This is a genomic window from Arthrobacter antibioticus, assembly GCF_030063205.1.
Classification (GTDB): Bacteria; Actinomycetota; Actinomycetes; order Actinomycetales; family Micrococcaceae; genus Specibacter.
This window is the reverse complement of record NZ_JASISQ010000001.1, coordinates 997212-1012656: the sequence shown is the minus strand read 5'-3', so window position 1 is coordinate 1012656 and position 15445 is coordinate 997212. Positions and strand designations below refer to the sequence as shown.

Genomic DNA, 15445 nt, shown 5'->3' with positions numbered 1-15445 from the left:
AATGAGCATTGAATTTTCTAAACAACTCACAGCCACACAGACACCCATCCCCGGGGTAATCCTTTACGAACTGCCCGTCCATGGTGATAACCGCGGTTGGTTCAAGGAAAACTGGCAGCGCGGAAAAATGATGGCCTTGGGGCTGCCTGACTTCGCCCCTGTGCAGAACAACATTTCCTTCAATGAGAAGGCCGGAACCACTCGAGGCATCCACGCAGAGCCGTGGGACAAGTTCATTTCCGTGGCTACCGGGAAGATCTTCGGGGCCTGGGTTGACCTGCGTGAGGGGCCCTCTTTCGGTACGGTTTTCACCGCCGAGCTGGACCCCTCCCACGCCATTTTTATTCCGCGAGGAGTGGGCAACGCGTTCCAAACTTTGGAAGACACCACCGCTTACACTTACCTTGTTAATGACCATTGGTCTGCTGATGCACAGGGTCAATACACTTTTCTGAATCTGGCGGACGAGAGCTCAGCGATCGCGTGGCCGATCCCGCTGGGGCAGGCAGAGCTGTCCGAGAAAGACAAAGCGCATCCGCGTCTGGCTGACGTGACACCGATGGCCGCGAAGAAGATCTTGGTGTTGGGTGCCGATGGGCAACTGGGTAAGGCGCTGCGTGCACTGTACGACGGCGAGAGTAACGTTGAGTTTGCGGCGAGGACTGATTTTGACCTCACCGCAGCCTCGTCGTATTCGGGGTGGAACTGGAAGAGCTACTCCACCATTATTAACGCGGCGGCCTACACGGCCGTGGATGCGGCCGAAAGCGCCCAGGGGCGTGCCGCAGCCTGGGCTATCAACGGTACTGCCGTGGCCCAGCTGGCCAAAGTTGCTACAGCTAACGGGATCACCCTGGTTCATGTATCCAGTGACTATGTCTTTGATGGCACAGCCAAACTTCATGGCGAGGATGAAGCCCTGAGCCCCTTGGGCGTCTACGGCCAGAGCAAGGCTGCTGGGGACGCCGTCGTCAATACCGTCCCGCGTCACTACATTCTGCGCACTAGCTGGGTGATCGGGGAGGGGAATAACTTTGTTGCCACTATGGCATCCCTGGCGGCTCGTGGCATTGAACCCAGTGTGGTTAACGATCAGGTTGGACGATTGAGTTTCACCCAGGACATCGCCGCAGGTATTAGACACCTCTTGAATACGGGTGCGGAGTTCGGCACTTATAACCTCACTAATGACGGCGATCCCCAGACGTGGGCGGATATCGCGGCAGAGGTCTTTGAACTCAGCGGTCATAGCCGCAGCTCCGTCACAGGGATCAGCACGGAAGAGTACTTCAAGGGCAAAGCGGCAGCACCGCGGCCCATGAACAGCACACTGGACCTGCGCAAGATCAAAGCGGCAGGATTCACCCCGGCACCTGCTGCCCAGCGACTCACCGAATATTTGGATAGGTAGAAATGAAAGCCATGAAAGTTCTGGTTACAGGCGGTGCTGGCTACATCGGCTCGCACATGGTGCTTTGTCTGCTGGAAGCCGGGCACGACGTCGTCGTCCTTGACAACCTAGCGAACTCTTCGGACGCTTCATTAAACAGGGTTGAAGAACTTAGCGGCAGGCATCCCGAATTCGTTGAACTCGACTTGCTCAACGCCGACGGTGTGGATGCACTTTTCGCTTCCGCAGACTTTGACTCTGTCATACACTTTGCAGGCCTAAAAGCGGTGGGGGAGTCAGTGGCCGAGCCGCTGAGGTACTACCAAAACAATATTGTAGGTACGCTGAATTTATTGTCGTCCATGGACAAACACGGCGTCCGATCACTTGTTTTCAGCTCCTCGGCCACGGTGTATGGTGCCAGCGAAGAAGTGCCACTGATCGAAAAAATGCCCCTGGATGCCACAAACCCCTACGGGCGAACCAAAGAGCAGATTGAAGACATCCTCACTGACCTTGGGGCGGCTGACCCCACATGGCGGGTGGCCTTGTTGCGATACTTCAACCCAGTGGGTGCACATGAATCCGGCCGCATCGGGGAGGACCCCACAGGTATTCCTAACAACCTGCTGCCGTTCGTGGCGCAGGTGGCCGTTGGCCGTCGCGAAAAAGTCATGGTTTTTGGCAATGACTATTCGACGCCGGATGGAACCGGAGTGCGCGATTACATCCACGTGATGGACCTCGCGGCCGGCCATCTGGCTGCTCTTGACTACCTGACAAGCCACCAAGGAGTGTTCACTTGGAACCTGGGTACAGGTAATGGCTCCTCTGTTCTGGAGGTTATCCAAGCGTTTGGTGAAGCAGCCGGGAAGCCGATCCCCTTTGAGTTTGCTCCGCGGCGTCCTGGCGATGCAGCTGTCAGCTATGCCGATCCGTCTGCGGCCCTAGCTGACTTGGGCTGGTCGGCGCATCGCAATCTTGCGCAAATGTGTGCTGACCACTGGCGTTGGCAGGAAAATAATCCGAACGGATACAACGGCTAGGAATCAAAAGGTGCGGCACTCGGCAATAACGGTGCGGGGCCGTTGTTTGTGGGACAGTATTCCTATAATTCTGTGTCGTCAGAGCCCGTCTTGGGTTTATTGCCAGGGGAGAGGTTGGTGCTTCCTTCAGCATATGAACGTCGTGCTTTAGGTAAACAGCTGGCAACGGCAAATCACGGTGAGTTGATGTTGTTTGTTTGGCCGCGAAACGGTCGAAGTTGCCAATCCATGAATCTAAGCGCTACAAAGCGGTGCCACGAAGTGTTTGAAGCGCAGTTTCATGAGAGCCTTCCGAATAACTATCTCTGCATGGGCTATACCGCCCGGAAGGACAGGTCCCGAAAGCTCCGTAGTGCTTTTCTCAGGTGTACACGCCAAAGTCCTGGTGCGGCGCGAGGGATATGTGTCAAGTCCTTGGCACAGTTACCTCGGACGAGTTGTTGCTATTATCGGCTTCTCCGGGGTTAGGGGTGAATTCCATTGATGTAATGGATGCTTCACCGCCGCTCGTGCGGCATTCCTGAACATAATACGAGTCGTGTAGTGGGTGCTATTGACTAAGCTACGACCGGTGCGCTTGATGATGATGATGGTCGCTTCTACTTACTCTTTGGTGGCGCCGGTGCTATCACCGGAAAGTCGAGGCGAACAGCACCTCTATCAAGCACATCAAACGAACGGCACGTGGCTACCGCAACCCCCAACAACTACACATCAGTTCTCCTTTTGAGAAGTGTCACCCGGACGACGGCATGACACTCATCCGGGAATCCAAATCCCCACGAGCCACCAAGAGCCCTTTATCCGATCCGCCACAGTGTTGGAGAGCACCTCACCGTAGAGTCGGCAGTGTCGCCGCTACTTGGAATTTGGCAGGATCGTAACTGGAAGCTCACTACCAAAACTACAGATATCGCTCGCAGACCCTGCCAATCGGTTTGGGGGCTTGCCTTGGCCGCATCTTCGCGCTAACAGCACGGCCGGGTTTTACAAACCAGATTCTAGGACGGACATTAACAAAAAAAATGTCTTACAGACTGACCCAAAAGTACGACGACATGTTAATGCCGGTACAACCTACTTGACTTGCCACCCAGTTGCAGCGCCAATTCGCTGACCCAGCACAGGTGCCATCGTGCGGACGTAATCCCATGTTAAATGGTTGTGATCCAGATAGACCAACACATTTCCTACCACAGCATAGCAAGTTTCCTGTTTGCAATACTGGTCGGTAAGGTCCAGCATATACGCTCCATCCATTCGGTTTAGTGAAGCAGCGGGGTCTGCAGATGCCAGATACTTACTCTGTTCAAACTCACACGCTTCGGCTCCAGATTTTGCTACACAAGCGGATCTGCTGTCATTGAAGCGTGGATTATCCCTAACCCCGATAACGTCGATGCCAGCATCAACAAATGTGTGAACTGCGAGCTCATATCCGGGGATAATTGTCTCTGCTGGTGAATCCGGAACGGCGTCGGTAGATATCGTGAAAATGGCGTCCGGTCTAAGCTTCAGCACGTAATCCGTGGCAGCAGTGTTAAATTGTTGGCATTCTTTGCTTCTACCTGACGGTACCGACTCGCTGCCGAAGTCGCATCCTCCCAAAAATAGGGATACTAGCTGCCAATCGTTGGCTTCGGCAACCGGGACTAAAGCTCCTGCCATCTGCTCTGCGTGGGAATCACCGACAATCACAATGGTCTTCTTGGGTTTCGCGACTGGAGCTGTTTGCCCGCACTTATCGGCGAGCACCTTTTGACTTGGCAGAAACTGTTCCTGACAGTTCTCGCTGAGACTCACCCATTGTTTGTCCAATGCAGTTAAAGCAGGTTTCATTGGCAATCCCGGATCCCCCGCGTCTACAAACCCGGGTTGGATTGCAGTGGCACCTGGGTAGTTCCTCATGACTTCAGCTTGGGCAGCTTTCTGTTGGTTCTCTAACGCCACTTCTTTAGCATGAACCTGAAGCTGCCAGACAGTGAGTGGTGCAGCCACTAGCAGCACGCAGATGCCGATGGTCATCACTGCACGACGACGCTTCTGCTCTATCCACTTGCTTCGGCGGATGGGAGTGTCGATCAGCTTTGTGATCATGACTGCGGCAACAACTGACACTATGATTAGCGCTGTTCCTGCCTTTGGCCCTGCGTGGTCTCGACCTGAAAATGCTAAGAAAAAGACCAATAAGGGCCAGTGAAAAAGATACAACGCGTAGGAACTGTCCCCGAGCTTAACAAGTGGTTTCCAGCTCAGGAATCTGTCTGCACCAAAGCTGCTGCCTGTGAAGCCTGCGACGATGACAAATGCGGCAGCCAATGTGGGCCACAGAGCCATATAGCCAGGGAACTTTTGGTCAATTTGTAGTATGAGCCCGCAGGAAAGCATGGCAACCACTCCAATCCACCCCATCACGACCCGGGTGGACCGCTTGAACGACAGATAAGGAAGAAGTAGTGCGAGCAGGGATCCAAGCGCAAATTCCCAAAGCCTGGTCCGAGTGTCGAAATATGCAAAGCTTTGGTTGGTATAAGTCGTAATGATGGAGAACGTCAACGAGATAATAAATATGCCGCCGAACAGCCAGATCAGAAGAGGACGAACCTTGAGCCGGCCGATTCGTGACATAGCTGCTGCCAGAGCAAAGAGCAGTGGCCAGACTATGAAGATCTGTCCCTGAATAGACAGTGACCAAAAATGCTGCAGTGGACTGGCCAAACTGTGATCTGTAGCGTAGTAGTCCACAGACTCGCTGGCCAAGAACCAGTTTTGGTAGTAAAAAAGTGACGCCCATGTTTGTCCAAACATGCTAGTCCAAGCAGTCTCGGGTAGAAGCAGATACACACCGAGCAGAGTTCCCAAAAGTGTTAGTACAATCATCGGCAACAACCGTTTGAAAAGGTGCGCCCAATATTTGAGTAGCTCCAGTGGCCGTCCACTCTCTAACTTGCGTGCGAACTGTCCAGTGAGCAGAAATGCGGAAACTAACAGGAAGATGTCCACACCGCCGGAGATGCGACCGAACCATACGTGGTATGCGACCACCATGAGAACCGCAATGGCTCGTAGGCCTTGAACTTCAGGTAGGAACTTTCGTGAGTCGTTCCTGCGGGAGTCATTTGGGATAGCCTCCCCACGCCGCAGGCTGTGCGCCTTAGCTTCTCCACGCGTGACAATCGACATTCTAGTTAACACCTCAAAGTTGGTAACGTCCAGATACGAATTCCTTGGTTGCCCCTTAAGAAGTTTACCCGGTGTCTACTAGATGTTCATAGTTGAGGCATTGACTCATGGATGGAGCTCGCGTAGTGGATGCTTAAGAACTATTTGCAGTGTCATTGAAGCGACGGTTCTCTCGTTCGGATAGTTGCTGGCGGGGTGGTGTGAGTTATGGAGTTTGCGAAGCGCAAACGCCAGATGTCACCGAAAGAATCTTCCAGACGATATGTCGGTTCGAGCTGTGCTCTGGCGCAGTGACAGCAGATGCATATGCCAAGAGTCCGAGGCTACCGAGAGATTAGGGGTTAGTTGCCCCAGGTTTTTAAGTTCCTGATTCGCTGCTGGAAGGACACTCAGCATGCATCGAGTTGTTCTACGAATCTACGAAGAGTTACGCCTGAGCATGGCGGCGGTGGCCCGTTGGGACAAATCGAGTATTACCCAGATCGTGAGTGACACGGGTGTTTGTCCAGCCCCCTTATATCGGTGGCTGAAGGACTGGGACCTCTTGGGGGAATGGTCTTCGGTGCAGCCATGGACGAAACTGTTGTTTTTCGCGGGGCGCTGCAACGCAACCTTCTTCTGGGGCAGAATACGGGCGCTATATACCCAACGACCGTTTGCCATTCATGACGATCATCTCAGGTTTGCGCATTGGTTGGTGATCTATGATGAGCTACTGCACGAACAGCGGAGGATCCCTTCACAGACCGGTTCGGTCAGCTGTGAAATGAGGGCAAGTTTGACTAGCCCATCCGACGTCAGCTGGCCGTCGGGAAGAGAGCAGACTAGCCTGCTCATAATTAAGCATCTGCGGCCGGGCTCACAGCCACAGCCGGCAATAAGTCAGGGCTGGCTGATGTTGTTGTGCAGAAGCACCAGCGGGAGCCTCGAATACGCGATGCATGGATTGTTCCAAGAAACATCCAGGGCTACTTCAGCGGTTTACCGATGAATATCGGATTGACCGGTGACGCGCTGAAATCCGCGATCAGTCGCTGGGACCTGCAAGCAACACTGATACACGATGATAGAGGATCGGTTGCAGATCAAAGAAATATGAACGCGTGCTAATGCCCGCCACTCTGTAAACTCCTTGAGACGGACCGGACCATGTGTGGTTAATGCTGCCATGAAAAGTTTCTTCTAACTGCATTTACTGCAAAAAAGGAAATTACTGAACCAAAAGACTGGAAAAACACCAAGGAATCTACCTGATCAGCGTGGTCTGTACCGAGAAAATCTACCAGCGCTTAAGCCTCCAATAATGACTCGGCAAGTGATACACCATCGAGTTTGAGACAATCAATAGGATTACTCAACCCATACACGGACTATCAGCCCAAACTCTCGACTGAGCTCGTCCCACCCAAAGGAACCCACACAATGGTTACTATCGCACCCAGCGCCGATGTTGCAGAGAAGGCAGTTCTTGGGGAGGGAACTAAAATTTGGCATCTGGCCCAAGTTCGCGAAGATGCGATCCTTGGGGAGAACTGCATCGTGGGTCGCGGAGCTTACGTTGGCAACGGAGTTCGAATCGGTGACAACACAAAAATTCAAAACTACGCACTGGTGTATGAGCCCGCAGTGTTGGGCAACGGGGTCTTCATTGGACCTGCAGTAGTGTTGACCAACGATACTTACCCTCGCGCAGTGAGCCCGGACGGGACGCTGAAGAGTGCCCACGACTGGACACCTGTCGGCGTCACCATTGAAGACGGCGCCTCGGTGGGCGCCCGGGCAGTGTGCATCGCACCACTGACCATCGGTCGTTGGGCCACCATTGCGGCAGGGTCTGTCGTGACAAAAGACGTGCCTGCTTTTGCTTTGATGGCCGGGGTTCCGGCACGCCGCTTGGGTTGGGTGGGAAAAGCCGGCTTCCCACTGACTCTCGATGAAGGTTTCTGGGTTTGTCCTGAAACTGGCGCAAAATACATTGAAGATGAAAATCTCCTGAAAGAGGCAGAGGACAAAGCATGAACCACGACTTCATTCCCGCAGCAAAACCGATCATTGGCGCCGAGGAACGGGCAGCGGTCGACGCCGTCATGACCTCAGGCATGTTGGCGCAGGGCCAGCAGGTGGCCGATTTTGAAACGGAATTCTCCCAGATTCTCCTTGACGGCCGGGTCAGTGTGGCGGTTAACTCCGGTACCTCCGGGCTGCATTTAGGCCTACTTGCGTCCGGAGTGGGTCCGGGAGATGAAGTTATTGTTCCTTCCTTCACCTTTGCTGCAACCGGCAATTCTGTGGCTTTGACCGGCGCAACACCGGTTTTTGCAGACATTGAACTTGACTATTACGCACTGGATATTGCTCATGTGGAGTCACTCATCACGGACAAGACCAAAGGCATCATGCCCGTGCATCTGTACGGGCACCCTTTTGCCGCAGAAGCATTTGCAGCTCTTGCCGATAAGCATGGCATTGATTTGTATGAAGACGCCGCGCAGGCCCACGGCGCGGCCCTGAACGGAAAGAAAGTTGGCACGTTCGGTAAGTTTGGGATGTTCAGCCTGTACCCCACGAAGAACATGACTTCCGGTGAGGGAGGCATGGTCTCAACCGCAGACCCAACGGTGGAACGGAACCTGCGTCTGCTTCGTAACCAAGGTATGGAGACGCAGTATGAAAACGAGCTGGTCGGTTTCAACAATCGCATGACCGACTTGCACGCTGCTATTGGTCGCGTGCAGCTGAAAAAAGTCACGGACTGGACTAAGCAACGGCAGAACAATGCCGCTTTTCTCACCGCGAATCTAGAAGGTGTGGGAACACCGAAGGTGGCGCAGGGAGCAGAGCACGTTTACCACCAGTACACGATCCGTGTTCCACAAGGCCGCGATGATTTGCATACGCGTTTGCGGAGCGAATTCAACATTGGCTCCGGTGTGTACTATCCGGTTCCCAACCACCGGCTTCCCTCGTTCAACAGTGGAGAAGACCTGCCCAACACCGAGATAGCGGCCAAGGAAGTGCTGTCCCTGCCGGTGCACCCTTCACTGAGCCAGGATGATTTGGCCCGCATTGTCGCTGCTGTGAACACCATCGTGAAGGCGGGTGCGTGAACATGGCGAATCTGCGACTAGGACTGATCGGTCTGGGGATGATGGGTCGCCACCATGCCAGAGTAATCCGTGAAGTCGACGGTATTGATCTTGTTGCTGTGGCTGACGCCTATGGGGACCCGCATGGCGTAACCAAAGAACTCCCCGTATTGCACACTGTTGAGGAACTCATAGCCGTCGGTCTCGATATGGCCGTGGTGGCTGTTCCCACCGGCATGCACGAAGAAGTGGGACTAGCGCTGGCCGACGCCGGAATCCACACACTGGTTGAAAAGCCGATTGCAGCCAGTGCCCCCGCAGGTCAACGACTGGTAGAGGCTTTCGCAGCGAAAGGGCTTGTGGGTGCTGTGGGGCACATCGAACGTTTCAACCCTGCACTGCAGTCATTACGTAAGCGTATCGCCGACGGCGAACTGGGGGAGGTCTATCAGATTGCCACCCGCCGACAAGGACCTTTCCCTTCACGCATCGCTGATGTTGGTGTAGTGAAAGATCTGGGTACGCACGACATCGACCTCACAGCATGGCTTGCCCAGAGCCGCTTTGAATCAATATTTGCCCAGACCACAACACGCAGTGGCCGCCCCCACGAGGACATGGTTGCCGCAACAGGCAAGCTCGCCAATGGAGTGATCACCAACCATCTTGTCAACTGGCTTTCCCCCATGAAAGAACGCCTAACGATTGTCACGGGCGAAAAAGGTGCATTCGTCGCGGACACTGTCACTGCTGATCTGACGTTCTTCGAAAACGGTACTGTGGCAACCGAATGGGAGTCCATGGCAGCATTCCGGGGTGTGTCTGAGGGCAATGTGACCCGCCTGGCCATCGCCAAGCCGGAGCCATTGCGCACCGAACACGAAGCCTTCCGTGATGCCGTGCTTGGACTACGTAATGACGTCGTCACCATGGCCGAAGGACAAGACACTCTCGTTGTTGCAGAAGCAGTACTGGAATCCTCCATTTCCGGGCAAAGTGTAAGAATTCCTTCATAATGAGTACACAAAACCGAATGAAAGTTGTTGTTACCACCAGGCTTTATGCACCGGAGGTAGGGGCAGCAGCATTCCGTTTAAAAGCCCTCGTTGACGGGCTCGTTGCTCAGGGTGCCGAGGTGAAGGTGCTGACCACCCAGCTTCCGCTGGGGGCGCCGGTGTTCAAGCCGTCCTACAAACTCAGCCGGTGGCCAGTGTTGCGGGACTCAGGAGGATATGTTCGCGGCTATCTGCAGTATCTCAGTTTTGATATTCCTGCGTTTTTTCGTCTGCTGGTGACCAAAGCCGACGTAGTGGTCTGTGAACCACCGCCCACCACGGGTGTTGTTGTAGCAATCTCCTCACTCATCCGCCGTCGCCCGTATGTTTACTATGCGGCTGACATCTGGAGTGAGGCGCTATCCGCGATGGACGTTGCACCCATCGTTAAAAAGGTACTGGGTAGGGCAGAGGGCTTTGTGCTCCGCCGCGCCGCACAAGTCATCGCTGTATCGGAACCTGTGGCAGAACAGGTTGCCAAATTCAATGTTCCGGCTGATCGCATTGTCGTTGTGGGCAACGGTGTGGATACCAATATTTTTACTCCCAAGGGAAACACGGCGTCAGCTGAACGCCCGTATTTTATTTATACGGGGACCATGAGTGAGTGGCAGGGAGCTGACATTTTTGTTCAGGCGCTGCCGATTGTTCGCGAACACTTTCCGGATGCTGAGATTATATTTTTTGGTCAAGGTACTGATGAAGAGCATCTGAAGGAAGTCTCGAACGAGCTGGCCCCTGGTGGCGTCAGGTTCGGCGGTGTTGTCCAGCCGGGCGCAGTTGCCGAATGGATCCGTGGTGCGGCAGGGGCGCTGGTGAGCATCAAGCCAGGCCAAGGATACGACTTTGCCAAACCAACGAAAATTTACGCTGCAGCCGGGTGTGGAGTCCCAGTGGTCTTTGCGGGGCAGGGTGCTGGGGCGGCAATCGTGGAGGAAGGTGGGCTGGGCATTGTTGCCCCATACAATGTTGGCAGTGTTGCCGCTGCGATGGTCAAGATGCTGGAAGAAGCCCCCACAGGAGCGAGAAGTATTAGTGCCATCAAGGTTGAGTGGGTTCGGGAAAACGCCTCCTTGATCGCATCAGGGAAAACTGCAGCGAGTTTAGTCCTGGGACTTCACAAGTAAGTATTGACGCCTTCCTTCTTTGTAATGCCTACTTAGCGAAGCGTGCCAACAATGCGTCTGCGGTGCGTGTGGCAGCGTGGCCGTCGCCATAGGGTGCAGCGTCGGTTGGGGCTGGCACAGGGCGCTCAACAGCTGCGCCAAGCTGGGTGAGGTCGTCATTGACAAGTATGTTCCAGCCGAGCTGGACAGTCTCTACCCACTCGGTTTCGGGACGGAGCGTGGTGCACGGCACGCGCAGCAGGAAGGCCTCTTTTTGCAAACCGCCCGAGTCCGTGACCACCCCCGAGCTGTGCATTACTGCGTTAACTAACTGTGGGTAGGCAAGCGGGTCATGAAGGACAATGGAGCCTACGGACAGATCAATGTCGTGTTTTGCGGCTAGGGCTTGTAGCCGAGGGTGAGCCAGTAGCAGCACCGGTTTGCTGAGTCCGGAAAGCGAATCAATGATGGCGCACAAGCGTTCCGGGGAGTCAGTATTGTCTGGACGGTGGATGGTGCATACATAATAGTTGCCCGCTTCCATCCGGGAGGGGAGAGCTTGGGTATTTCTGCGCAACCCCTCACGCACTGTGAACAGAACATCTGTCATAACATCCCCAACCATGACGGACCTATCCGCCAGTCCTTCGTTTGCTAGATGCCCCATGCCAACCTTGGTGGGGGACAGCAGCAGATCGGAGGCGTGGTCCGTCAGCACACGGTTGTGTTCTTCAGGCATACGGCGGTTAAAAGAGCGCAGCCCGGCTTCAAGGTGTGCCACAGGAATATGCATTTTTACTGCCGCTAGGGCTGCTGCCAAGGTGGAATTAGTGTCACCGTAAACCAGCACAACGTCAGGTTGTGCCTCCTCAAACACCGTTTCCAGGCCAGCCAACATGGCACCGGTTTGTTCGCCGTGCTGCCCGGACCCAATACCGAGGTTGTAATTCGGGGCGGGGATACCAAGATCCTGAAAGAAAACATCGGACATGAGCTCGTCATAGTGCTGTCCAGTGTGGACAATCACGTGTTCGGCCCGGTCCATTAACGCCTTCGCTATCGGGGCTAATTTTACAAACTGGGGACGCGCGCCAACAACACTCAAGATTCGCATGATTCAAGCCTAGCGGAGGTCGAACAGTGCGGAATTCGTTCGAAGCCGCTCATTGACGTAGTGTCGGAGCACAGAATCTGGTGACAGCACTGCCAGCGGAGAGTTAGGTAGGAGCTCGGCAAGGCGGCCTGCTTGAGAATGCCGTGCAACAGCGGCGCGCATCTGGTCGTCATTCTGGGCCTTTGCTGCTGCCAGAGCCAGGGCTGCATCCCGGTGGCTTAGAGCCGGAAGTGCGCCACCAGCAAGAGCCAGCAGCTGGCTGCGGATGGTAGCCCACGAGTCTTGTTCGCTAGGCGACCACAAACCACTGATAGCCCCGTTAGTGCCTGCGCCTCGACGCAGAAGTGCGCCGATGCCGTGGACTCGCATGAGCTTCAAAGCGATACTGCGGCGCTCGGCAAGTGTCGCATCAAGTAGCCAGGGTGCATGAACCAAAGCTCCTAGCCAGCGGAACTCGTCAGCCAACGGCCGAACACTGCTGGTCACCCTATCCGAACCGGAATCATCAGTCTGATGGTAAGCCGGGGCCCCATACGGATAGACGATCGGTCCGCCCCTGAACCATAATTTAAGTGTTGTTTCCAAGTCTTCCCCGATTGATATGCCGTCGGCATAACGAAACCCGCAATCATGCAACGCTGACAGTCGCAACAAACCATAAGGAACGCTCCGATACGCCAAACCATCCTTCAGCGGGTCAAGCATCGCAGGCTTGTTCGGGCGGATCCTCGGTGAACGTAAGATCAGGCCTTCTGGAGTTCGTAGTGGGGCGATGACAGCTGCAGCGTGGTGTTCTTGTGCCACCTTCCACCATCCCGACAGTGAACGTTGTTCCAAATAGTCGTCCGAGTCAAGGAAACATAGATACGTTGCACTGCTGGCCTCGAGTGCTGCGTTGCGCGGCCCGGCAGGAGACTTGGTGCCGTCAGTGCACTGAAGCCAGGTGACGGCGTCGTCCATAACCAACAACGGAGGGAGCGTTCCGGAAATTTCCTGTATGGCAATGTTGTGGCACACCACCGTGACACGCAGTTCGACGCCGAGCTCAGTCAGTTCCGTACGTTGCGCCAAGACGGATCGAAGTGCACGATCCAAGGGGCGCACCGGGTCATGCACGGGGATGATGACTTCGATGGTCTGGGTCATGGTGGTGGGCTCCTGCACAGGGTTGGTTCCAAGGTTCCGCGATAACCTTACTGGGTGGAGAACGATATTCAGGATTCAGTGCTCGTTGACGTTGTCATTGCTGTGCACACGCCAGACCGGCCCATTGAACGTGCTGTAGCGTCACTGCTGGCCGGCGGGTTGCCCACGAGCCCCGAGTCCCCTCACGGGCTGCGAGTCACTGTGGTTTGTCACAATACGGCGGTGGCTCCCATCATGGCGCGAGTGGGAACCGAACATCAAAATCATGTCCGCTTTATCCGGTACGAAGACGGTATTACGAGCCCGGCCGGACCTTTTAACCATGGAATCGCCCTCGCCACCGGCACTTGGGTGTCCATCATGGGCAGCGACGATGCGGTGGAGCCGGGAGCTTTGGCGCGTTGGGTTCAGGCTGCTGAGGACGATAACGCCGACGTTTTGATTGCACCGATGGCCCATGCTGGTGGCGGCCCGATCCGAACGCCTGTGGTTCGGCGCAACAGAAGCGCCAGACTGGATCCAGTGGCAGACCGTCTCACCTACCGAACTGCGCCCTTGGGGCTCTTGCGACTTTCAACTGTTCGCTCGCTCGAGCTGGGTTTCCCTACGAAGTACGCAACTGGGGAAGACCAATTATTTTCGGCGAAACTCTGGTTCTCCGGCGTACCTATCAGCTACGGGCGCGGATTACCTCGCTATCTGGTCCACGATGATGCTGTGGGGCGAGTCACTGCAACACCTCGCTCCATTACCGAGGACTTGGCGTTTGCCACTGACCTTGTGGAGTCCGATTGGTTTACCGGGCTGTCCCTTAAAGAACGCACCGCGGTAGTGACCAAACTTGTCCGTATCCACGTGTTCAGCCATGTCATGCTTCGCGCCAATACCGGAACCTGGTGTGCCCAAGATGCCGCCGAGATGGCCGTAGTGGCACAGCTGCTGCTTTTCGCGGCACCCCAAGCCGTGCGGCCCTTGTCGGTGGCCGATCGCAGGCTCCTTGATGCTGTGGTGAAGAAGGTGTCCGACCCAGCCTCTATGGAGATGCTCGCTACCGGCCGGAGAACGTTTTCAAGTCCTCTTACCTGGTTTCCCCGAGACATCTCTGCGCTATTGCATCCCGAGGCGCCGCTGCGTTTCATGAGCGCTTCCGCTTTCCTGCACTGATCCTCCAACCACGGCTCCATAGAAGGAAACCATGAAGATTTTGGTCATTGCCACGTGGTATCCCCACGAGGAACGCCCGGCTGAAGCCCCGTTCAATGCTGAACACGTTAAAGCCATCCGTGGACAAGGCCATGAGGTGCGGGTGGTGCACGTCCGTTTAGGATCTTCCCTTGCCATGCCTTCGCGGACCAATGACCGGTGGGAAGGAGTTCCGGTACATCGCCTTCCTGCAGATCCCAAACGTCCTGTGACCCTACTGGCTTGCCAGCGGCAACTCATACGCGAGATGGCGTGGGCAGATGTGGTTCACTCAATGGCTTTCTCTGCGGCCCTTCTTACGTCGCCTGCCTGGATTAGCCGCACGGCCTTGGGCCGGGGGAGGCCTTGGGTGCACACCGAACATTGGAATGGGGTGGTGAATCCTGCAAGCGTCTCACCCACGTGGGAAAGGCTCTCGGGGCTACGCCATGTGCTGCGTTTGCCCCATGTTGTGACGGGTGTGACCGGTCAGCTGACCCAAGAGATGCAACGTTTCGCTCGGCCAGCCGCGGCGCGAGTAGTGCCATGCGTGGTCAAGGGAGGTGGCCCAGTGCAACCGAGCAACTTCGGAACTCCTTTGCGATTGGTGGCGGTGGGTGCTCTCATCCCGCGAAAACGACCACTGGCAAGCATCGAGACAGTGGCCTGGCTACGCGAGCAGGGTACGCAAACACACCTGACCTGGGTGGGTGACGGGCCTCAGCGTGCTGACTGCGAGGCGCTGATCACCGAACTTGGCCTGTCTTCACAGGTCACCCTGGCGGGATTGGTGAGACCCGCTGAGGTGGCAGCACACTTGTCCGCCGCGGACTTGTTTTTCCTGCCCACGGCTCAGGAGAACTTCTTTACTTCTGCTGCCGAGGCACTGGCTGCAGGTCGTGCTGTGGTGGCAACCCGCGTGGGTGGCTTCAGCGACTATGCCGATGACTCCAACAGCAGAATGGTTGACGAGGTCAGCCCCGCAAAGCTGGGGGCAGCAGTGCTCAGCGCAGTAGAGGCCTTCCATGATGTTCGCGCTGAAAGTATTGCTGCTCCGATCCGGTCTCGTTTCTCACCGACAGCTGTCGGTGCACTCTTTGATAACGCGTACCTAACCGCTGTGGCCCGATCATGACC

At 55.5% G+C, this 15445-nt stretch carries 11 protein-coding genes; 8 read left to right on the top strand and 3 right to left on the bottom strand.

The window, feature by feature from the left end:
- The first annotated feature begins 1 nt into the window (after position 1).
- Together QMG40_RS04665 and galE are read left to right on the top strand one after the other, a co-directional pair.
- A complete protein-coding gene (locus QMG40_RS04665; RefSeq protein WP_283528384.1) occupies positions 2–1411 on the top strand; it encodes a bifunctional dTDP-4-dehydrorhamnose 3,5-epimerase family protein/NAD(P)-dependent oxidoreductase in 1410 nt (469 codons plus the stop codon).
- Between the two features lie 11 nt (positions 1412–1422).
- A complete protein-coding gene (galE, locus tag QMG40_RS04660) occupies positions 1423–2436 on the top strand; it encodes a UDP-glucose 4-epimerase GalE (protein WP_283528650.1) in 1014 nt (337 codons plus the stop codon).
- Positions 2437–3513: 1077 nt separating this feature from the next.
- Here galE and QMG40_RS04655 read toward each other — a convergent pair.
- Positions 3514–5619, bottom strand: a complete 2106-nt coding sequence (locus QMG40_RS04655) for an acyltransferase family protein (RefSeq protein WP_459252947.1) — start codon at positions 5617–5619, stop codon at positions 3514–3516.
- Positions 5620–7041: 1422 nt separating this feature from the next.
- On the opposite strand from QMG40_RS04655, the gene QMG40_RS04650 reads away from it, so the two are divergent.
- The 4 genes from QMG40_RS04650 to QMG40_RS04635 are packed head-to-tail and all read left to right on the top strand — an operon-like array spanning position 7042 to position 10887.
- Entirely contained in the window at positions 7042–7638 is a 597-nt protein-coding gene (locus QMG40_RS04650) for an acyltransferase (RefSeq protein WP_283528382.1), read from the top strand.
- Entirely contained in the window at positions 7635–8726 is a 1092-nt protein-coding gene (locus tag QMG40_RS04645) for a DegT/DnrJ/EryC1/StrS family aminotransferase (RefSeq protein ID WP_283528380.1), read from the top strand. Before QMG40_RS04650 ends, QMG40_RS04645 begins: the two co-directional genes overlap by 4 nt.
- 2 nt (positions 8727–8728) lie before the next feature.
- Positions 8729–9721, top strand: coding sequence for a Gfo/Idh/MocA family protein (locus QMG40_RS04640; RefSeq protein WP_283528646.1), 993 nt, complete (start codon positions 8729–8731; stop codon positions 9719–9721).
- 17 nt (positions 9722–9738) lie between these two features.
- Positions 9739–10887, top strand: a complete 1149-nt coding sequence (locus QMG40_RS04635) for a glycosyltransferase family 4 protein (RefSeq protein WP_283528378.1) — start codon at positions 9739–9741, stop codon at positions 10885–10887.
- Positions 10888–10915: 28 nt separating this feature from the next.
- On the opposite strand, the gene wecB is transcribed toward QMG40_RS04635, so the two are convergent.
- Together wecB and QMG40_RS04625 are read right to left on the bottom strand one after the other, a co-directional pair.
- Positions 10916–11980, bottom strand: a complete 1065-nt coding sequence (gene wecB, locus QMG40_RS04630) for a non-hydrolyzing UDP-N-acetylglucosamine 2-epimerase (RefSeq protein WP_283528376.1) — start codon at positions 11978–11980, stop codon at positions 10916–10918.
- A 9-nt stretch (positions 11981–11989) separates the two neighbouring features.
- Entirely contained in the window at positions 11990–13126 is a 1137-nt protein-coding gene (locus QMG40_RS04625) for a glycosyltransferase family A protein (protein WP_283528374.1), read from the bottom strand.
- A gap of 54 nt (positions 13127–13180) precedes the next feature.
- Between QMG40_RS04625 and QMG40_RS04620 the strand changes: the two genes are divergently transcribed.
- Complete coding sequence (locus QMG40_RS04620) at positions 13181–14290, top strand: glycosyltransferase family 2 protein (RefSeq protein ID WP_283528372.1); 1110 nt, start codon at positions 13181–13183, stop codon at positions 14288–14290.
- Between the two features lie 31 nt (positions 14291–14321).
- Positions 14322–15443 (top strand): glycosyltransferase, encoded by a 1122-nt coding sequence (locus QMG40_RS04615; protein WP_283528370.1) that lies wholly within the window; start codon positions 14322–14324, stop codon positions 15441–15443.
- The last annotated feature ends 2 nt before the right edge of the window (positions 15444–15445 follow it).